The sequence below is a fragment of the Paraburkholderia gardini genome (assembly GCF_907164545.1).
Classification (GTDB): domain Bacteria; phylum Pseudomonadota; class Gammaproteobacteria; order Burkholderiales; family Burkholderiaceae; genus Paraburkholderia; species Paraburkholderia gardini.
In genome coordinates this window covers 16,212-36,623 of sequence record NZ_CAJQZB010000033.1, presented here as the reverse complement: position 1 = coordinate 36,623, position 20,412 = coordinate 16,212, and the positions used below count along the sequence as shown (strand labels likewise).

Sequence of the window (20,412 nt, the reverse complement as noted above, 5' to 3'; positions counted from 1 at the left end):
GACGGTTCGCCCGTATCGTGTCTTTACCTACCGCGTCCCTGACGCATCGAAACGGAGTGCAAGGCACTGTCACGTCTATTCCCCAGGTCCGCAACGGGGCAGAAATTCCGAAGTGACCGGGCTGCACACTGATGCGGCCTTTTTCTGAATCAGATCAAGTCCACGCTGGTCCACCATGAGGACCACCGGACACCGCGATATCCATAGGATTGGCGGCGGTTTGCCGCGATGTGACGCAATGAGGACATGTGGACAGCCGGACACCGGACAGTTCAAGTGGCCTTGTCTGCGTCTGTACGCGCCCTTACAGCACACGACGCTGGGTGCACTCAGGAAGCCCGATACACGGCGGCGGACATGAGTGTGCTTTGGGGCGGGGGAACTCCTGCGGACCGGAAGAGACCGGACACCGCGATTCCCTGTACGTAAGACAGAACGGTAGGCGCAGCCGTAAAAGCAAATGCGCAACAGGAATTACCCGGCACTTAGCCCGGAGTCGCCAACGCCGCAAGGCGGGTGACCCGAGACGCGCAAGCGTCAGGCTGGCAGGGTAGCCACGAAGCTGCACCGCGCGGAGGTTTCGCGCAGCGCGACGGCAGGACGCGTCGCACGCCAGCAGGAGGCTTTCGCGAAGCGCGGATTCCTCAGGCACAGCAGCAGGATGGACAGTCGGACTGCATGCTCTTTCCATGCAACGGGCTGATCGGATGGAATCGCTAAAGGACAGGAAGGCAGGACCCAAGCGCCGGGGGAAATCGGCGAAGCCGCGGTGAATGCGGTGCAACGGAACATGGCGACGGTCGAAGGCGGCATCAGGTAGGGGTGCTGGATCGGTCGCCGGGGCAAACAACGGGAAGGGCCGGGCGGATTCGCGAAGCGAAACGTAGGGGTGAATCGATGGCTGCGATTTTGAATGTGCGCGCGATAGTGAAAGGGTATGCGCTATCGCCTGAGTTTCGTGACGCGATGCTGCGACTGTTCGACGAACACGTCGCGCAAATCCATAGCGGCACGCGTATCAGCAACAAGGCGTTGTCGATCAAAACGCAGGAGCGACGCGCGACAGCGCTGTGCAAATCGTTCGTCGAATTGAAAGCGGGTGGATTCGCGTTGCAGTCGCCGTGGTCGTTGAAAGCCAAGCACGTCGAGTATCTGGTAAAGCACTGGGTCGGTTCGGGGCAGGGCGGCGGGACAATCGAGAACAAGCTGACGTACCTGCGTGCGATCGCGCAGTGGATGGGCAAGAGCAACCTCGTCGGAACGCTGGCCGACTATGTTGACCGGCGGGAGCATGGCCTTGTGCGGAGCTACGTGGCGACGGAAGACAAGTCATGGGACGCGCACGACATTGATGCGACGGCCAAGATCGACGAGATTGCGGCCACCTGTCCGTATACGGCGGTCCAGCTGAAACTCCAGGCGGCGTTCGGCCTGCGCGTCGAGGAAAGTTTCATGCTGCGGCCAGCGCAAGCGGTGAAGAATCCGCAGACCCTCGCGGTCACGCGCGGCACAAAGGGTGGGCGACCTCGTGAGGTGCCGATTGACGCGAAAGTAGCAATCCTCGTGGAAGCGGCGGGTCTCGCGAACGGGCTGACCGGATCCACGGTTCCAGCGGAGCGCACATTGAAGCAGTGGCGTGACTGGTATTACTACGTGCTGGCCAAACACGGCGTGACGAAAAGCGGACTGGGCGTGACGAGCCACGGACTGCGGCACGCCTATCTGCAAGTGCTCTACGAGAAAGAGAGCGGAGTGCCGGCACCGATCAAGCGTGCGGGTGTAAAGCCCGACCCGGAATTGCACAAACAGGCGATGCGCCGCGTGGTGGAGGCTGGTGGGCACAGTCGAGTGACGAAGGCGAATGCCTATCTGTCGACGTTTGCAACGCAGGAGCGTCTACAAAAGGTGCAGCCGGGCGCGGACGCGGTACGTGAAGCGTTGCTAAGTGCGCAAGGAAACAAATCCCATGCGGCGAAGGCGCTGGGCATCTCCCGGCAAGCGCTGTACCGCATCATGGGCGCGGATGCATAGTGAGCCGCATCGCAACGCGCCGAAATGATGTCGCATTTAGGGGTTGTTTGCGCACAGACGGAGAGAACGCGGCCTTCATAATGAAATCGGTCTCTCAGGTTCTGGCGGCGGCCCTCGGAAAACGCTAGAACATTTCAAGCCGGCGAAAGCCGGCTTTTTTTTGATTCCGTTCGTTAGGGCGAGTTACGCGCGGGCGCCCTACGACAATGAATTGACGGGGGTTCGGCTTGACGCGATGTGACGGGTAGGGCTGGCGTGGTTCGGCGCAGGAAGCTTCGCCTGCTTCAGGCCTGATGCTGCGACGATGCCCAATACGACCAGCCCGATGGAGATCACCAACGTAAAACTCCATTTTCTGATCTTATGGCGGCACAGTCGGCGCCCGAGCTCCGCGCCGATCGCGCCTCCCGCGAGACTCAATACGTACAGATGCAGTTCGGGGATGCGCCACTCGTCTCTGATCGCGCGGTGCTTGTCGTACGCGTAGACGCAGAACGTGACCGCATTGATGACGAGGAGGTACGCTTTCGCAAGCCACGGCAGTTCACTTGCATACAGCGCGAGTGCCGCGCACAACGCCATGACTGGCAAAAACGTCTTGAGGCAAAACACAAGAATTGCGGCATCCTGCGTCGCGTAGGACCGGGACATCTGGGTTCCCGGATTTTTACCAACGGTCACGGTCTGGCATTGCGTCAACCGCAAACGCGATGCGGTCCTCGAACAGTGCGTCCTGATGTTCCTTCGGCGTAGGGATGCGCGGAAACTGGACGTGCCGTTCGCCGTCGATATCTACCCACTTGGCGAGCTGGACGAGTTTGCGATAGCGCGCCGCGTCCTCGAGCACCGGTGAGATTGGCCAGGTCTCAAGCGTGACAACTGCTGCGTCTACGATCCGCTTCGCCAGTATCGAGAGAAGCGGACCGCATTCCTCCCAGTTTCCGTCAATGCGAGCCATCAGATCGATGACAACCTGCGCATCGCAAGCGCCGAGCTCCTTTTCGACCAGATCGCGCAGTTCGCCGGTCGTGGTCTTTGGTCGGTTAAGGCGGTGATTCCATACCACTGCGGCCCTGCCCATCGCGGCTTTTTCACTATCGCCCGAGGCCTCCCACGGCGTCATCATTCCGCAGCCAGCGCAATAGATACAGACGATCTTCTCGGTTTGCGGGGCGCTCAGCGGGCGGCGCAACACGTCGCCGATGACTGGCGGTCCCGCCTGCCGACCAAAGCGGCCATAGTCAAACTCGTTATCGCCAATCTGCGCGACGACCCGCTGTGAATAGCCTAGTGTGGGTCGGCCGCCGCAATGGTCACACGGGTAGAGTTGCTCAATCATTATTTGGGATAAGGCGATCTGATGAGATCGAATTATTGCTGTTCGGGGCGAATTAGAAAAGTGCCCCATTAAGCTTTCAGTTAATACGTCGATTTATCTGACGAATCACTTTCCGATTATCGACTCTGAGCGAATTCATTATGGAGACAGCCATCGAGCACCCGTCCAGCCGCCTTTTTGCCGACCCGGCGCATCAGCGCGTCGCCGCGGCGGAAATGTCCGTCGTTCTCGCCTGTCGGCCTGACGATCTTCACAAGCCCGCGGTCCATGTCGCTGTCGAGGTCGCCGCCCGGGACGGCATCAGTCTGTACCCATTCGCCGTGCTGTTTGAAAAGAAAGGGAACGCCGGCGCGCGCACCTTCGTCGCGGATCGACCGGAACCAGTCTGGATGCGCGGGACGTGCGCCGGCACCGCTCTCACCGCCGGTAATGATCCAATCAACCCGCTGTCCGGCTTCGGCGCGCTCACTCAGGCGGAGATTCACCGGGCCGAGCAGTGGCTCGATGCTGAGAAAGTTCGGGCAGGCAAGCGCGGTTAGCCGGTCAATGTCACGATCCGCTTCGAGCTGGCTGGTTACGGTTGCGCCGATTCGCACGTGCGCAGGCCAGCCGTCGTTCGCCAGCCAGGCGATGGGGACCATGCCCGATACATTGGATATCCGCTTGGTGAGCAGTAACCATTCGAGGTTCGGTGTGGAAGCCACGAGTTCCCACAAGTCGGTGCGCCATTGCGGATCGATTGCGTTGTCGAACACGTCCGCGAGCGACGCGCAAAAGACTCTCTGGCGCCGCCCGTGCTTCGCGAAGAAATCATCATGCGTGGCGTTCCACTGAACCGGTTTGCGCCAGTTCGCGGGCGACGTGCGCACGCGCGCTCCGTGTGAGCCCCACACGACCCTGTGCAGTCGCGTGTCCATCAGGTGTTCGGCGTAGCAGTTGTCGCAGCCCGGCGACACCTTCGTGCATCCGACAAACGGATTGAACGTGTGGTCGCACCATTCGATGCTCGAGTTCTCGCTCATACGGCCTCGACAATAAAATTGCTCTGCACGACATGAACGTGCCCACGAGCGCGGGTTTCAACCCGATCAAGGAACGCGAGAAACAGGGTGGGATCGGACCGGTCGATGGCGCCCGCGTCGATGATCTGGCCATTCAGGCGCTCATCGTTGTTGCCCCGAATCGCACGGAGGTCCCGCTCGGAACTGCCGATCCAGAAATTCCAGCGGCGCGCGAAATACCACTAGGGATGGTGTTCAAAACAGTCAAATTGGTCGCCCACTGCCAGCGTAAAGGCCGTCAGGCGAATTGGATGAAAACGTAGCATGCAGATTCGAGGTGGTTTCCGGGATGTGCGCAGCGCAGTAGCGCATATTCCAGCCATTCCGGGTTGCTCATCCCCGCGCCTGCAGAATCCGGTGGCGCGTCATCCAAAGGTTGCTCAACGCGAACAGCGTGTGCAACTGCTGCGTGTTCTTCATCAGCCCACGGTAGCGCACCTTCACATGACCGAACTGCCGCTTGATGACGCGAAACGGGTGTTCGACCTTCGCACGGATGCCTGCCTTGAGTCGCTCGCACTCGTCGAGCAGCCTGCCAACCGGTGTGTTCTTGTCCAGGGCCCGACGTTTGCCCGGACGCATCGCAATGTTCCATCGGGCTTTAATGCCTTGCATTTCCTCGCGCTTTTCTGCGCCTTGATAACCCGCATCGCCGAACACCTGCGTTTCCCTGCCGTGCAGCAGCGCACGAGCCTGCGTGACATCGTGGACGTTGGCCGCCGTGCCGACCACCGTGTGAACCAGGCCCGAGTCGGCATCCACGCCAATATGACACTTCATGCCGAAGTGCCACTCATTGCCCTTCTTCGTCTGGTGCATTTCCGGGTCGCGCTTGCCATCCTGGTTCTTCGTCGAACTGGGCGCGGCAATCAGCGTGGCATCGACGGCCGTACCTTCCTTGAGCAAGTAACCTTTCGCGCCCAACTGTGCATTCACCGTTTGCAGAAATTGCCCGGCCAGTTGGTGCTGCTCCAGCAAGTGCCGGAATCTCAGGATGCTGACCCGGTCGGGCAAGCGACTCATCCCACCCAGTCCCGCGAACTCGCGGTAAAGGGGGACGTCGTAAAGCGCCTCTTCCATCGCCACGTCGCTCAAGCCAAACCATTGCTGAAGGAAGTGAACGCGCAGCATCGCTTCGGCAGGAAACGGCTTGCGCCCTGTCGCCTTGCGCGGGGCATGCGGCGTAATCAGCGCCACGAAATCCTTCCACGGCACTACGTGTTCCATTTCGTCGAGGAACGCTCGCTTGCGCGTGCGCCGGTCACTCAGGTCAAGGGGCAGGTTGGCTTGTTTCATGCGCTCATTCTGCCAGGCAATGTTCCCTTTGAACATCAGAACTCAACTGTTTTGAACACCATCCCAAGGTCATTCAGGTAATTCTCAATCCAGTTGGTGAGCTTGCGCTCATCGCGCGCTTTCTGAAGCTCCTCTCCAAGTCTCGCAAGCACTTCGTTCCGGCTCTTGACCGTGTGGTCCACGTAAAGAATCCAGTGCAGCAGCAGCCGGTCCGAGTTCAGCGAATTCGAATGTGCCCGCACATCGAGTTCGCGATAAAGCTGGTCGTACTGACGGGTGATGAAGTGATCAAGCGCGTTGCGTTCCCGCGCGTTGGGTGCTAGAGCCGCCCACTCAATCAGCTTATTCTTCACCAGATCGAACTGGCCTACCCTTTTGCCCCGCAAATTAACTCGTTCGAAAAGACGCGTCGCGCCGCTTATGGATGGAGAGACATACCGAACGCTCGCTTACCGCTGATGCATGTACTTGCGGCGAGTAAGTAGTTTTGATTTGGTCAGGCGCTCGGTAGATGAGGGAGCGCCTTTCACTTCGTATCGGCTGAACGCAGAATCTTTAATAAAGCACTGCCGGTCAATACACGGGCTGTGGAAACGACCAGCTCGCCACGTGCAAACACGATATCCCGGGTTTTCCTCATGATTTCCCCGCGCGCTTCCACAAACACTCCGGCTCTCACAGATGAGTGAAACTGCGCATCCAGCTGGACCGTTACACATGGCAAACGTCCGGTTGCTTGCCATGCAGCGGTACTGAGTACGTGGTCGAGTAGTGTGGTCAGCGTGCCTCCGTGCACCAAACCTGCCGGATTCAGATGCTGTTCTCCAGTAACCAGGCCGAACGTAAGCAAATCCTGGTCGGCTCGGCTCCATAGGGGACCCACCAGGCCGGTAAAGCCCCGTGGCTCGTGCTGGCGCCAACCCTGCTGTTCCAGCCGCGCGTTCATCTCGAAGAGCGTCATGATTAGCGCACCGCAACCACAGTCGATGCAAGCTCGCTCGCCGCTTTCACCAGGTCGGCAGCAATGGCGCTCACCTGGGTCGCGTTGAGTTGATTCGCGAGACCGACTGCGACAAGACCGAACGCCATCCTTTGTCTGGAGTCCAGTACCGGCACCGCGACCACCGTCACACCGGCAATGTAATTACCGCGATCGACCGCGTAGCCGCGCTTGCGGGTGAGGTCGACCTCTTTCAGCCAGGCATCAAAATCGGGAGGGTTCTGCCACCGCAACGCCTCGAATCCGCTCTGAAGATCTGCCGGCGTGTAGTCGCCGTACGCGGCGACGCAACGACCGGTTGCACTGATCAGTGCGGGAAAGCGGCTGCCCAGTTCGACGCGCAAGCTGACTGTTAGCTCCAGCGTGGACATTGCTTTCACCACCATGTGTTTCAGACCGCTTGGTTCGACGCCCAGTGTCGTGACGCCATACCGCGAAGCCAGATCGTCGAGGAGCGGTTGCACGAGATCGCTGAAACCACCGCTCTTCAGTGCACTGCGCGCGAGTGACAACATGCCCGGGCCCACGGAATAACGCTTGGTCGACGGGTCGATCTTGACAAGTTCCTCTTCGACAAGCACTCGCAAGATGTGCAAACAGGTACTGGGCACGAGGCCGAGTTCGTCCGCGATTGCCTTGACCCCTAGTGGCGCCGCACTCGTGCCAAGCAATCGCAGAATCGCAATGGAACGCGTAACTGCAGGCACCGGGCGGACCCGATGTCCAGCCTTTTTTTCTTTTACATCTGGTTGATCAAGAACCGTCATTCTTCCTCCGATTGTATATAGACAAACATACATTCTATTTGACAAACATGCAAGAGCTGCCTAAAGTGAGTTCAGCAAGATGACTCAGCAAAAACAGGAGACACATCCACATGACCAAACTCACGGCATACACGTCCTATGCCGATGCTCAGCAGCACTTTAGCGCGCAGAAGTTATGGGAGCTCGTCGACGGCGAGGTTCCTCTTCTGAACATCGCCCACGAGTGTATCGACAGACACGTCGATCAGGACCGAACTGCGGTCATCATCGCGCACGCTGAAGGGCACGACGAAGTGCTGAGCTTTCGTGAGATATCAGAAACGTCCTCGCAGGTCGCGCACTACTTGCACGCCCAAGGCATACGTCTTGGGGACCGAATCGGAATCATGCTCGAACCATCGCTCGCTTTTTATGCGTCGCTGTTTGGCGTACTGAAGCTCGGCGCAATCGCGGTACCGCTATTCACGCTCTTCGGTCCCGATGGGCTTCGGCTTCGCGTTCAGGACTGCGAACCGAGAATCCTGATCACCAACGAAACGAAAGCAGCCGTCGCGGCGACGATGGACAACGTCAAAACAGTCATCGCCGACATCGACTGGTTAAATGAGCTGGCAATGTTTCCGCGTCGGTTCACCGCCGTTACGCATAGCGACGACCTGGCGATATTTCAGTACACATCTGGCACGACGCGAGAATTGCCCGACGCCGTGCGTCACACGCATCGTGCACTGGTCATGGTCTTGCGAGCGGCCCTATATGGAACCGGGGTGCGCCCTGGCGAGCGATTCTTTTGTCCTTCTTCGCCGGCGTGGGGGCATGGGCTTTGGCACGGCACGCTGGCGCCGCTTGCGCTGGGCGCGACCATCGGCGTGTATTCGGGGCGATTCTCCGCAGAGCGGCTGCTGAAGGCGCTGCATGAACATCGTTTCGTGAATATTTCTGCGGCCGCGACCCACTACCGGATGATCAGAAACTCAGGCATTGCTCACCGCTATAGCTATGTGATTGAAAAGTTGTCATTTACCGGCGAGCCGATCGATAGCGAGACGATGGAGTTCGTACAGCACACTTTTGGGCGCCCGGTGTGCAGTATGTACGGCACAACCGAGATTGGTGTGGTTCTCGTCAGCTATCCGGGCGCTAACGATTTTCCGGTGAAGGCGGGGTCCCTCGGCAAGGCGGTCCCGGGCGTGCGCGTCGAGGTCCACGATACAAGCGGCCACCCGTGTGGTCCCAATGTCACGGGCGAACTTGCTGTCTGGCGAGGCGGAGAATGGGTCTCGACGAAAGACCTCGGACGGATCGACGAAGACGGTTATTTCTATCATCGCGGCCGCGCCGACGACGTGATCATCTCAGCAGGTTGGACCATTAGCGCGGTGGAAATCGAGGACGCCGTCCTGAAGCATCCGGACGTCCGGGAGACAGCGGCGATTGGAGTGGCCGATCCGTTGCGTGGCCAGGTCGTCAAAGCATTTGTGGTTGCCGAGCGCCCCGGCGACGAAATTTTTACAAAGGAAATTCAGGATTCCGTAAGGGAGCGTCTGAGTCAGCACGAGTACCCGCGCGTCATTGAGTATGTGACCGAGCTTCCAAAGAATCCGGCAGGTAAGGTCAATCGCAAGATGCTCCGTGACCGGGAACGGGTCACGTCGGAAATTACCAGTTAATCACCAGGAGAAATGATGGCAGAAGATCAGACAATGTTCCCCAAGATCACTGAAAAGGGTCTGGAAGAGTTGAGCAAAAGAATTGGTGTCGAGGTTGGCGCTACCGCAGAGCCATGGTGCTATGAAGCGACACGCGACAACATTCGCCATTACGCGCACGGTATCGGGGACGACAATCCCCTCTGGTGCGATCCGAACTACGCGGCGCAGAGCCGGCACGAAGGAATCGTTGCATTGCCGAGCTTCCTGTTTACGACGAGTCGTATCGTCTCCGGTTATGTCGGCGGATTGCCGGGCGTGCACGCCATGTGGTCCGGCGCTGACTGGAACTGGCACAAGACGGTGAAGCGCAATGACGTGATCAGTACCGAGGCGCGGCTCAAGGACCTGATCGAGCACGAGACGCGCTTTGCCGGCCGTGCGATACAGCAGATTTACCACGTCGATTTCTACAACCAGGAAGGCGACCTTGTCGCAGATGCGGATAGCTGGTGCTTCCGCACGGAGCGCGATCACGCGCGGGAGCAGGGTACGAAATACAGCGACGTGAAGTCGCGGCCGCAACGCATTTACACAGAGGAAGAGCTCGCCGCTGCCTACGACCTCTACCGTAAAGAGGAAGTGCGGGGTTCCCGAACCCGATATTGGGAAGACGTCACGGAAGGCGAAGAACTGCCGGTGATGTTCAAGGGACCGATGACTATCACGGGTTTCATTGCCTACGCTCAGGGTTGGGGTGGCCTGTATATCCGTGCAAACAAGCTCGCGTGGCAGTTGATCGACGCCCATCCCGGCGTCGGCATCAAAAACCGCTTTGGCATTCCGGACTGCCCCGAGCGCGTGCACTGGGAAGAGGACTTCGCGCTTCGCGTCGGTGCTCCTGGCGCATACGACTACGGTCCTGAACGCTGTTCGTGGCTCACGCACCACTTGACGAACTGGATGGGCGATGACGGGTTTCTGCGCCGCGCAACGTGTAAGATTCGCCGCCATAATCCGCAAGGGGACATGCTGTTCATCAAGGGCAAGGTGAAGCGCAAGTTCGTTGAAGACGGCCGTCACCTGATTGAGATCGAGCAGGAAGGGCGGAATCAGGACGATGAACTGTCGGTGCTGGGAGGTGGCGTCGTGGAATTGCCGAGTCGAGGTTGATGCGGCAAATTCAGGGCCGAACATAACGGCCCGTCACGTCAATATTCCATCAAAACGGAGACATGGATGACCGAGACGCGAGAGAATCCGCCGAACCAACGAAGCGACGCCCGCGGTGCATTGCATGGCTTAAAAGTACTCGATCTGTCGCGAGTCCTGGCGGGTCCTTTCGCAGCCCAGATTCTCGCCGATCATGGCGCTGCGGTTACCAAGATTGAACCGCCGCAGGGTGACGAAACGCGTGAACTCGGGCCGCCCTTCGTAGGAGACAGCGCCGCGTATTTTCAGGGGTTGAATCGTAACAAGCGTGCGATCTCGCTAGATCTGTCTGAGCCGGGCGGACGTGAGGTACTCCTCACGCTTCTCGCCGACGCCGACGTGCTGGTGGAAAATTTTCTTCCCGGCACGATGAAGAGATGGGGGCTGGATTACAGCAGCGCGCTACAGCAACGTTTTCCGCGTCTTATCTACTGTCGCATATCCGGTTTTGGCGGCAGTGGTCCACTTTCCGCGATGCCTGGCTACGACGCGGTGCTGCAGGCTTTCTGCGGGCTGATGAGCATCAACGGCCATCGCGAGTCAGGCCCGACCCGCATTGGCATACCAATTGTCGACACTGCGGTCGGGCTGTCTTCGGTAGTTGGAATCCTGCTGGCAGTAGCTGAGCGGGCGCACTCGGGACTGGGGCAGCTTGTCGATACATCATTATTCGACACTGCGCTGGGTCTTCTGCATCCACACTCTGCCAACTGGTTCGCGTCGGCCAACACGCCGGTTCTCACGGGCAATGCGCATCCCAACATCTCGCCGTATGACACGTTCGCAGCCGCGCGGGGCGACGTCTTTATCGGCGTGGTCAACGATGGGCAGTTCAAGAGATTTTGCAACGTCATTGGCCGCGTGAATCTGGTTACTGATGCTCGCTTTGTGACTAACCGTGCCCGGGTCGAGAATCGCGCGACGTTGCGCGCGGAAATCGAGCCGGTTCTACGCGACATCGATGCGACGGAGCTGTGCCGTCGATTGACAGAGGCGGGCGTGTCGGCGTCGCGAATTAATTCGGTAGCGGATGTATTTCAGCATCCCCACACTCTCGCGCGGGAGATGATCGCTGAGCTTCCCGGCTATTTGGGTGTTGGTATTCCCGTCAAGCTGTCACGTACGCCAGGCTCTGTTCGCACAGCTCCCCCCGGCTTCGCTGCCGATACCGAATCAGTCTTGCGAGAGGCGGGCTACGACACGGATGCAACCCGCGCGCTGATCGCATCTGGCATCGCACCGAAGCAAAGACGCAAGAAAACATGACGTGCTGCGTGCGCACATGCTCACGTACCGTTAAATAACAAGGCTGCCCGCAGCGGCTGCCGGAAGGAGACAGGAATGACTAGCAACGTTATCCGGGACACGCGCATTTCGCGTGACGACCGGCTTGTCCTCGTGGCATCGTCTCTCGGCGCGGTCTTCGAGGCCTACGATTTTTATCTCGCCGGTTCTCTCGCAGTCATCATCAGCAGACATTTTTTCTCGGGCGTCAATCCGGGCGCCGCGTTCGTTTTTACCCTTCTGAGTTTCGCCGCGGGCTTTGCGGTGCGCCCATTTGGGTCAATTGTGTTCGGCCGTATCGGCGACAAGGTCGGCCGCAAATATACATTCCTGTTTACGATTTCAGTGATGGGGATTTCAACGTTTCTAATTGGCCTGCTACCGGGCTTCGATCAAATCGGCATCGCGGCGCCGATTCTTTTTATCGGTCTGCGCCTGCTGCAGGGTTTATCGCTTGGAGGGGAGTACAGCGGTGCGGCGACATATGTCGCAGAACATGCGCCCAACGCCAAACGGGGCGCATGGACTGCGTGGATTCAAACTCCCGCCACGCTTAGCCTGCTGCTATCACTCGTCGTAATCATCGCAGTGCGCTACAGCGTGGGAGAGGCAGCCTTCGCCGCGTGGGGATGGCGCGTGCCTTTCCTCTTGTCGGCCCTCCTGCTGGCCGCCTCGGTGTGGATTCGGCTGAAGCTCCATGAGTCGCCCGTGTACAGCCGCATGAAAGCGAAGGGCGGAGCATCGAAGGCTCCTCTCAAGGAAGCCTTCGGACAATGGCGGAATCTACGGCTCTCGTTGATTGCGTTATTCGGGCTGGTAGCCGGGCAAGCTGTTGTTCTTTATACGGGGCAGTTCTACGCCCTGTTTTTTCTGACCCAGACGCTCAAGCTCGACATCATGACGGCGAATATACTCATTGGCGTTGCCTTGATCGTATGCACGCCGCTTTTCATCGTGTTCGGAGCGCTGTCAGATCGAGTAGGCCGCAAGCCGGTGATTATGATCGGATTGCTGATCGCCGCGTTCGCCTATTTCCCCCTGTTCAAAGGGCTTACGCACTACGTCAATCCTGCGCTCGAGCGCGCGCTGAGACGCTCTCCGATTGAACTCGTCGCTAATCCAGCAGAGTGCTCATTCCAGTTCAATCCGACCGGAACTGCCCGCTTTACGAGCTCCTGCGATATAGCGAAACAGGCGCTTGCGCGAGCGGGTCTCAGCTACCGCAACGTCAAGTCGGATGGTTTGTCGCCAGCGCTGATCCACATCGGGGACATCATTGTTCCGGCGTATGCCGCAACCAGTCCGCAAGCGAAGACGGAGCAGGCGCGCTTTACCGCAGCGCTGACTGGCGCGCTGGCCGAAGCGGGCTACCCGACTCGCGCCGATCCCGCACAGATCAACTGGGGCATGGCGATCCTGATCCTGATCACGCTCGGGTTGCTCATCACAGCGACCTATGGACCCGTAGCGGCCGTGCTGGCGGAGATGTTCCCCACCCGCATCCGATATACCGCGGTCTCCTTGCCGTACAACATTGGCAACGGCTGGTTCGGCGGCTTTCTTCCGGCCACTGCATTCGCGATTGTGGCGGCCAGTGGTGATATCTACGCTGGGCTATGGTATCCGGTCGGAATCATCGCGATTACATTTGTGGTGGGCGTTATCTGGCTGCCCGAAACGCGGGGTACCGATCTGGAAATTGAACGCGCGCTTCCGCCAGCAGAAGCTGGCAGTGAGTCTTGCAACGCTGCTCAATTCAGTGCTGGCGAGTAAGGATACGACGCAGGTCGAATGTCGTGTTGTAGATCAAACCTTGGTTTTAAGTGTTAACTTAGCTTTACTAATTAAAAATAATTACCGAGTGGTATTCCCGTCAACCAAAGACATCGCCAATCACCACGTGTGATCACGGCAGGGGACCGTCGTGTTGGTGAAATACCATAACAGGAGACAAGTGATGAAACTCAGAGTTCTATTGATACCAATTACGGCTGCTATCCTTGTATCGACCGATGCGGTCGCGCAGTCTTCGGTGACCATTTACGGGATCATCGACCAGGGCCTTAATTACACTAACAACGCTCAGTCCATCGATTCTTCGGGGAAGCGTGTGGGACGCGCGCTATATTCCACAAGCAGCACCGTGATGGCGGGTAACCAGTTTGGGCTGCGCGGTCTTGAGGACCTGGGCGGAGGGTACAAGGCGATATTCACGCTTGAATCTGGCATGGATGTTGGCACCGGCAAGCTGCAGGAAGGGGGTACGTTTTTTGGGCGGCAGGCTTTCGTTGGATTGAGCGCTCCATATGGCACTCTGACACTCGGACGCCAGTATGACTCGGTAGTTGACTTTCTCCGGCCATTGACGGCCGCCGCGTCGGGCGGCGGCGGTACTTATACGTCTCATGGTAACGATATCGACAATTTCGCCAACACCTATCGGACCAACAACGCCGTGAAGTTGACGAGTGCGCCATACCATGGCTTCGTCGTGAGTGGCATGTACAGTTTTGGTGGTGTAGCGGGGTCGACGTCGAGAAACAGCATTTACTCATTTGGCGCGTCATTCGCGCAAGGTCCGATCAAGGTCGGGGCTGCCTATTTGAAAGTACACAATCCGAATCAGTCCTTCTTCGGCAATAATCAGCTCAGTTCGACGACCGCCAACAATCTTGGCGCCACCACTGGCGTGCAGGGCAATCCGGTGTATGGTGGCTTTGCGTCTGCCAGCACGTACCAGGTAATTGGAGCGGGCGCTCAGTATGGAAACTCGACGTTTGCAGTCGGCGCCAATTACTCGAATATCCGTTTTGGCGGGCTTGGCGATCCGGCGTCGGGGACGCTGTCGCTGACCAACCCGTTCGGATATAGCGGGACCGCCGTGTTCAACAGCTATGCGACTTATGCTCGCTACTATGTGACGCCGGCGATCGCGGTGACAGGCGCCTACGATTTTCTGACCGGTGGTGCGGTCAATGGCAAGCCGCCCGCGCACTATAACCAGTTCAACGCTGCGGTCCACTATCTATTGTCCAAGCGCACCGACATTTACTGCCTGGGAACCTACGTGATGGCGGGTGGAACCGACTCGACAGGGCAGCAGGCGGTTGCCTCCGTGCTTACGGTGACCCCGTCGGATAGTGCGCGGCAGCTCATTTTGCGCGTGGGGATCATGCACTTCTTCTGAGCCAGCTGGCAGGCATGTTAAAGCCCGACCCCACTGCAAGCCGCCGCACGACAAAAGTCCTCAACCATCGGAGTCCTGACGCATGCAGAATCTTGACGCTCTCGATCGGTACGATGCTCCTCTCCCGGTCTTGGGGCACAAGCGCGAACGGATCGAGCTGGAGAAGAGTTGCCACACCGTGCAGATTGGCCGTGACCGCAGCATGAGGGAGTCCGGAGTTCAAAGCGTACGGCGTATCACTCGTGATGTCTTGACTGCCCGCGACTTCTCCCTAGGCTCCCGTTGGAAGGCTAAATTGGGAGCCCCCGCTAACATGATCAAGATGGCGACGAGTGCCGGGCTCGGCGACGGTGTGACCAGGACCCGTGGTCCTGAGTGCCACATGTCACGCGTCACGCACGTAAGACCGGATCACGAGCCTGGCCAGATCAGCGTAACCGGACGCCTGAATGGAAATATTACGGCACGGGGCATGCGGTCCCCGGAGGCGGTCCAGTGCGGCAGTATGGCGCTGCATGCACACAACGTCCCGACGGTCACGAGTGCACCCGATGCCGACGTCTACCGGACGGCGACCGGGAAGATTGAGCTCGAGCCAGATCGCATCGGTTTGTTTGGGGCTCAGGCTGGAGGACAGTACGATGTCTGATCAACAGCTTCCCCCCAACATCAAGATTGTCGAAGTTGGTCCTCGTGACGGCTTGCAGAACGAGGTCGCCTTTGTGCCGACCTCGACGAAAATCGAGTTGATTCGAAGACTCTTGAACGCCGGTGTGACCCATATCGAGGCCGCTGCTTTTGTTTCCCCCAAATGGGTGCCGCAGATGGCCGACGGGGCCCAGGTTCTTCGCGAAATCGGGCGTCGGGATGGAGTGTCTTTTTCAGCGCTGGTTCCGAACCTGAAGGGGCTCGACGCCGCCCTGGAGGCCGGGTGCGACGAGGTTGCTGTTTTTGCTGCCGCCTCGGAAACCTTCTCGCAAAGAAACATTAATTGTTCGATCGTCGAGAGCATTGACCGGTTTGCGCCGGTCATCGAAAAGGCACGACGGGAAGGTGTGCGCGTGCGTGGCTACGTTTCGTGCGTCTTGGGTTGCCCATTCGAAGGGGAGATTGATCCGCTGCGCGTCGCTTCGGTGACGGCGCATCTATATCGCATGGGATGCTACGAAATTAGTCTGGGCGACACAATAGGCACCGGTACGCCTCTAAAGGCCCGGCGCATGATCGAGGCGTGCACGAAGCATGTCCCTGTGTCGGCTCTTGCCGGACATTTTCACGATACTTGGGGAATGGCTACCGCCAACGTATACGCAGCCCTTCAGTCGGGCGTTGCGACTTTCGATAGTTCTGTGTCGGGTATCGGAGGGTGTCCCTATTCGCCCGGAGCAACCGGCAATGTCGCTACCGAAGACGTCGTTTATCTGTGTCATGAGCTTGGACTTCACACAGGTGTCGATCTGTCGGCCCTCATGGAAGCAGGTGAGTTTATTTCAACGTCTCTCATGAGGAGCAGCTCGTCGCGCGTTGCACGGGCGATGGCAGCGCGGCATGCTCGGCGTGTCTCCTGAACTGTGCTTGTGTATTTTGCCCGAGTGTATATCCCTCGTACGCTCGAACAAAAAGCGGAAGGGGGAGTCCCCTTCGCGAAATCAGGAAAAAAGCGCCTTAAAGCCAGGTGCGCGAGCTTTTCAGCGTTATGCCGTATCACCTCCTCGCGGTTAACCCTTGTATCCCATTGATTATGGTTCGAGCGTTCCAATGCGAAGAGCCCCGCTTTTTCCACTGAACTTATCCAAATCGTTCGTGAGCAGTCTCACGTCGCTTGGCGCATCCACACGGAGATACATATGACCTTCAAACAACTGTCAGTTTTTGCTGTTTCAGCGGGTGTGGCTTTGAGCCTGCTCTCATCTTCGATGTTGCAAGCTCAGGCTGCCACAACCGATGTCGGCGCGTCCAATAGTGCTATGTCGAAGCAAGAGATGAAGGCGCAAAAGAAGGCCGACCGCAAAGCGCACCGCGCGAAGAAAAACGCTGAGCTTGGCAAGCTGGAAAAGAACGGGTACAGCCCTGTAGGAAACCAAACGAACTATCCGCAGAATCTGCAGAACGCGCAAGAGAAAGCGGCCGGGCAAAAGCCGACCAACGCGCCTGCCGTTGCGCCTTGACACTCTACGCATACCGAGTCGCTCGCGCGGTAAAGTCGGTGGTCGTTCGAGCCGCGCGGACGATAGAGGAGCGCCTGCGGAGCTGACCAAAAAGGCGGCAGAGTTCAATTCGAATAGTGCGGCGAGGTGCCCATCGTGTATCAGAATACGCAATGCGCCAGCCTGTTCGCGAATACGAATGAAGATGCATCTTGGTCGCAACACTCTCTGACGTCGCGGTTCTTCGATGACTCTTCGGTTCACGACTAGGCGTGCAAACGCGGTTATGGTGCATGGACACGCCGTCTTGGGTCAGACGCCGGAACGTAGCGGGTTCGGATGTGCAATCGCCTCAGCGTTCCATCACGATCAGCAGTCATAGCCTGCCGGGTTCCTTGCGCTTTTGTCTATGTCATTTGTTTTGAACACCATCCCTAGGTATTGGCAGCTTCGAGCTCGCCCCACGTCGCGCTGAAGTCCAGTATCGAGTCGTGATTGCTGAAGAAGGCGCAGCGCATGCCGGCGTCGTCGGTCACCGCGGCGACGATTTGCCGGCCAGCGGAAATCGATCCGGGTTCATGGCTCGAAGCAATGAGCGCCGGGAACCGACATTGCCACTCACGCGAGCGGGAAATGACACGATCAAGGAAGAAGGATTTGCCTTGCATGGAGAACCTCGGTGAAATCGCGCGGAAAAGGCCGCGCTCGTGAGGCCAGCTTGCCGCAAGCGTCTGGAAGTCAAGTCGTCGCGGCGGCGTCGACGACCGGCGGTAAACGCAGACTGTCCAGTGCCTCGCGATCGATATTCCATTCGAGCGCCGGAATTCCCCGCGCAAGCCGCAACGCGCGCTTTTCCTTCTTCTTGCGGGCTTCATAGGCCGGAACAAGGTTCATGCCGTACACCTCGACGTGGGTGCGCGGCGACGTGTCGCGCAGGATGAAGTCGGGCAGCATGTCGTCGTCCGGCGCCATGCGGATCGGCTTCACGAAATCGCGGCGCTCGCTGACCAGGCGGTTGGTCATCGCAACCTCGTGGATCGAGTCGCATGGAATGAATGCCGACGAACAGAGCATCGCCGCGAGATCGATCAGCTTCAGGTGTCCCTTGGCTGTGCGTTCAACGAGGAGAATCGCCACCACGCGGGAACCTGTGGAACCGAGCGCGCGCCAGGCGTGCGCATGCGACCGGGATATCTGCTCAATCTGCGTCGTGCTCGCATAGTATTTGCGGGCGCTTTGACGAAGAGTCAGGGCATGGCCGTACTGGGTGGCGGCGACTTCGCCGATTTCGCCGATGACGAGGCCGCGCTGCGTGACAGTCTTCGTTGTGACGAGCCCGTCAAGGAACCAATCGAACTCGGCATTGATCGCGCTCCGATCGGCCTCCTCGTAACGACGCATGATGTGAAGAACCTTCTGCGCATCTGCTCCGTTGATTCGCGCGGTGCCTGCCTCGGCAAGCAGCATTGCATTGCACTGGCCCCAGTGACGTGACGCGCTCGCGCCAGTCCACTGGTTGAGCCCGGCCTCCGACCATAAAGTCTGCAGGAAGGCGAGCAGGCTGGCTGCGCGCCGGCTGGTCGACGGATTTACTCGGGGCTTCGTGTTGCCGCGCGACCCGGATTGTGCCTCGCGAACCGCAAGTGACGCATCGAGCCTCACGTTCAGGCCAGTGGGCGTTGCCATGATCGCTGCCGTGCTATCGCCACCAGTTGCGAGTTTCTTCGCGTCGGGGTCCTTGTAGTGCGTATTTCGGATGAAGGTGACCAGCCGTTTCGGGATCGTGACCGGAGATTTCGGCAACGTGACCGGTCGTTTCGGCAACGTGACCGAGCGGACCGGACAGCAGGATTGGCGTTGCGCATGACATCAACCACGCGGGTTATGCTCGCCGGCTTTGGCCGGAGAGACGATGCCCGCGCACCGGATGAACATGCGCATGATCAAGGACGTTATACGACTTAAATTTGACGCAGGCTTCTCGCACGATCGAATCGCCGCGTCGCTGGGTATTTCCAAGGGCGTGGTCACGAAGTACGTCGGGCTGGCGGGTGCCGCCGGGCTGGACTGGGCGAGCGCTTGCGACATGGACGAAGGCGAGCTCGAGCGACGGCTGCTCGGCAAGCCCAGCGGGCCCACCGCCTACGCTCAACCCGATTACGGGCGCATCCATCAGGAGCTACGCCGCAAAGGTATGACCCTGACGTTGTTGTGGGAGGAGTACCAGGCGGAGTTTGCGAATCGGCAGACCTACCGCTACACGCAGTTCTGTGAGCACTACAAGGCATTCGCTAAACGCCTGAAGCGCTCGATGCGACAGATTCACCGAGCTGGCGAGAAGCGGTTCGTCGACTTCGCCGGCCCCACACTGGCGCTGACCACGGGGCGTCGCGCGCACATCTTTGTGGCTGCCATGGGCGCATCGAGTTACACGTTCGCATGCGCCACGCCAGCCGAGACGATGGAGGACTGGCTGAACGGTATTGGCCGCGCGCTGACGTTCTACGGCGGCGTTCCGCAGCTGATCGTGCCGGACAACCCGCGTGCGATGATCGCTGACCCTGACCGTTACGAGCCGCGCGCAGGCGACACCGTGTTGGACTTTGCGCGTCACTACGGAACCTCCTTCCTGCCGGCACGCGTCTATCGCCCCCAGGACAAGCCGAAGGTTGAAGTAGCAGTTCAAATCGTCGAGCGCTGGATCATGGCGCGCCTGCGTCATCATCGATTCGAAACTATTGAGTCGGTCAACGACGCGATCCGCCCACTACTAAAGAACCTGAACGGGCGTCCGTTTCAGAAGCTGCCGGGATGCCGCGCCACTGCATTTGCCGAACTGGACGCGCCGGCTTTACAACCGCTGCCGGTGCAGCCGTATGAGCTGGCGCGATTCAAGTCGGTCACGGTCCACATTGACTATCACGTCGAGATCGACAAACACCGCTACAGCGTTCCACAGGCGCTAGTCGGACTCAAGCTCGACGCACGCATCACGCCGGGCGCCGTCGAGCTGCTGCATCGCGGCCGCCGCGTGGCCAGCCACGCCCGCAACGATCGCGTGGGAGGCTACACGACAGTCGTAGAGCACATGCCGGCAGCGCACCGTGCCCATCTCGAATGGACGCCGCAGCGCCTTATTCACTGGGGCCAGCAGATTGGCGGAGCAACCGGCGCGCTAGTTACTCGGCTTCTCCAGGAGCAACGTCATCCCGAGCACGGTTATCGGGCGTGCCTTGGACTGCTCTCGCTCTCTCGTCGGTATGGCCCCGAGCGTCTGGAAGCGGCGTGCGCATTGGCACTCGAGCTGGGCGTACACCGTTACCGCCACGTGCGCGACATCCTGATCAACAACCGTGACCGAGCCGCAGCAACAACCCCGGTTGAATGGATCAGCCCAAGCCACGCGCATGTGCGCGGCCCCAGCTACTACCAATAAAGA

Annotated in this window: 18 protein-coding genes and 1 pseudogene; 10 read left to right on the top strand and 9 right to left on the bottom strand. The window is 59.0% G+C overall.

The window, feature by feature from the left end; genetic code table 11:
- Positions 1-897 precede the first annotated feature (897 nt).
- Positions 898-2,031, top strand: a complete 1,134-nt coding sequence (locus LPA37_RS20875; RefSeq protein ID WP_229013607.1) for an integrase domain-containing protein — start codon at positions 898-900, stop codon at positions 2,029-2,031.
- A 198-nt stretch (positions 2,032-2,229) separates the two neighbouring features.
- Here LPA37_RS20875 and LPA37_RS20870 read toward each other — a convergent pair whose 3' ends face one another.
- From LPA37_RS20870 to LPA37_RS20860, 3 genes are all read right to left on the bottom strand, one after another.
- Positions 2,230-2,712 (bottom strand): DUF1294 domain-containing protein, encoded by a 483-nt coding sequence (locus LPA37_RS20870; RefSeq protein WP_229013606.1) that lies wholly within the window; start codon positions 2,710-2,712, stop codon positions 2,230-2,232.
- Positions 2,699-3,370, bottom strand: a complete 672-nt coding sequence (locus tag LPA37_RS20865; protein WP_229013605.1) for a Lar family restriction alleviation protein — start codon at positions 3,368-3,370, stop codon at positions 2,699-2,701. The genes LPA37_RS20870 and LPA37_RS20865 overlap by 14 nt, the downstream gene beginning before the upstream one ends.
- 116 nt (positions 3,371-3,486) lie before the next feature.
- Entirely contained in the window at positions 3,487-4,392 is a 906-nt protein-coding gene (locus tag LPA37_RS20860) for a phage Gp37/Gp68 family protein (RefSeq protein ID WP_229013604.1), read from the bottom strand.
- A 32-nt stretch (positions 4,393-4,424) separates the two neighbouring features.
- On the opposite strand from LPA37_RS20860, the gene LPA37_RS20855 reads away from it, so the two are divergent.
- Positions 4,425-4,694 (top strand): hypothetical protein, encoded by a 270-nt coding sequence (locus tag LPA37_RS20855; protein WP_229013603.1) that lies wholly within the window; start codon positions 4,425-4,427, stop codon positions 4,692-4,694.
- Between the two features lie 70 nt (positions 4,695-4,764).
- On the opposite strand, the gene LPA37_RS20850 is transcribed toward LPA37_RS20855, so the two are convergent.
- The 4 genes from LPA37_RS20850 to LPA37_RS20835 form a co-directional block, all read right to left on the bottom strand.
- Entirely contained in the window at positions 4,765-5,727 is a 963-nt protein-coding gene (locus tag LPA37_RS20850) for an IS5 family transposase (protein ID WP_229013602.1), read from the bottom strand.
- Between the two features lie 35 nt (positions 5,728-5,762).
- Positions 5,763-6,080: a hypothetical protein gene (locus LPA37_RS20845; RefSeq protein ID WP_229013601.1), complete on the bottom strand. Its 318-nt coding sequence runs from the start codon at positions 6,078-6,080 to the stop codon at positions 5,763-5,765.
- A gap of 173 nt (positions 6,081-6,253) precedes the next feature.
- Entirely contained in the window at positions 6,254-6,688 is a 435-nt protein-coding gene (locus tag LPA37_RS20840) for a PaaI family thioesterase (RefSeq protein WP_229013600.1), read from the bottom strand.
- A gap of 2 nt (positions 6,689-6,690) precedes the next feature.
- Positions 6,691-7,494: an IclR family transcriptional regulator gene (locus LPA37_RS20835; protein WP_229013599.1), complete on the bottom strand. Its 804-nt coding sequence runs from the start codon at positions 7,492-7,494 to the stop codon at positions 6,691-6,693.
- 110 nt (positions 7,495-7,604) lie between these two features.
- Here LPA37_RS20835 and LPA37_RS20830 point away from each other — a divergent pair, with 110 nt between their 5' ends.
- The 7 genes and pseudogenes from LPA37_RS20830 to LPA37_RS20800 all read left to right on the top strand — a co-directional run bounded on the left by LPA37_RS20830 (position 7,605) and on the right by LPA37_RS20800 (position 16,994).
- The gene (locus LPA37_RS20830) at positions 7,605-9,164 is read left to right on the top strand and encodes an acyl-CoA synthetase (protein ID WP_229013598.1); all 1,560 of its coding nucleotides are present in this window, start codon (positions 7,605-7,607) and stop codon (positions 9,162-9,164) included.
- A 33-nt stretch (positions 9,165-9,197) separates the two neighbouring features.
- Positions 9,198-10,316 carry an FAS1-like dehydratase domain-containing protein gene (locus LPA37_RS20825; RefSeq protein ID WP_229013597.1) on the top strand — a complete coding sequence of 373 codons (1,119 nt, stop codon included), beginning with the start codon at positions 9,198-9,200 and terminating at the stop codon, positions 10,314-10,316.
- Between the two features lie 66 nt (positions 10,317-10,382).
- The gene (locus LPA37_RS20820) at positions 10,383-11,621 is read left to right on the top strand and encodes a CaiB/BaiF CoA transferase family protein (RefSeq protein WP_229013596.1); all 1,239 of its coding nucleotides are present in this window, start codon (positions 10,383-10,385) and stop codon (positions 11,619-11,621) included.
- A 75-nt stretch (positions 11,622-11,696) separates the two neighbouring features.
- Positions 11,697-13,334: pseudogene (locus LPA37_RS20815) on the top strand (MFS transporter); the annotation flags it as partial.
- 262 nt (positions 13,335-13,596) lie between these two features.
- The gene (locus tag LPA37_RS20810; protein WP_229013594.1) at positions 13,597-14,826 is read left to right on the top strand and encodes a porin; all 1,230 of its coding nucleotides are present in this window, start codon (positions 13,597-13,599) and stop codon (positions 14,824-14,826) included.
- Between the two features lie 641 nt (positions 14,827-15,467).
- Complete coding sequence (locus LPA37_RS20805; protein WP_229013593.1) at positions 15,468-16,394, top strand: hydroxymethylglutaryl-CoA lyase; 927 nt, start codon at positions 15,468-15,470, stop codon at positions 16,392-16,394.
- Positions 16,395-16,673: 279 nt separating this feature from the next.
- Positions 16,674-16,994 (top strand): hypothetical protein, encoded by a 321-nt coding sequence (locus tag LPA37_RS20800; protein WP_229013592.1) that lies wholly within the window; start codon positions 16,674-16,676, stop codon positions 16,992-16,994.
- Positions 16,995-17,407: 413 nt separating this feature from the next.
- Here LPA37_RS20800 and LPA37_RS20795 read toward each other — a convergent pair whose 3' ends face one another.
- Positions 17,408-17,641, bottom strand: coding sequence for a hypothetical protein (locus LPA37_RS20795; protein ID WP_229013591.1), 234 nt, complete (start codon positions 17,639-17,641; stop codon positions 17,408-17,410).
- A 70-nt stretch (positions 17,642-17,711) separates the two neighbouring features.
- Positions 17,712-18,776, bottom strand: a complete 1,065-nt coding sequence (locus LPA37_RS20790) for a DUF1173 family protein (RefSeq protein ID WP_229013590.1) — start codon at positions 18,774-18,776, stop codon at positions 17,712-17,714.
- Positions 18,777-18,885: 109 nt separating this feature from the next.
- Between LPA37_RS20790 and istA the strand changes: the two genes are divergently transcribed.
- The gene (gene istA / locus LPA37_RS20785) at positions 18,886-20,409 is read left to right on the top strand and encodes an IS21 family transposase (RefSeq protein ID WP_229013589.1); all 1,524 of its coding nucleotides are present in this window, start codon (positions 18,886-18,888) and stop codon (positions 20,407-20,409) included.
- The last annotated feature ends 3 nt before the right edge of the window (positions 20,410-20,412 follow it).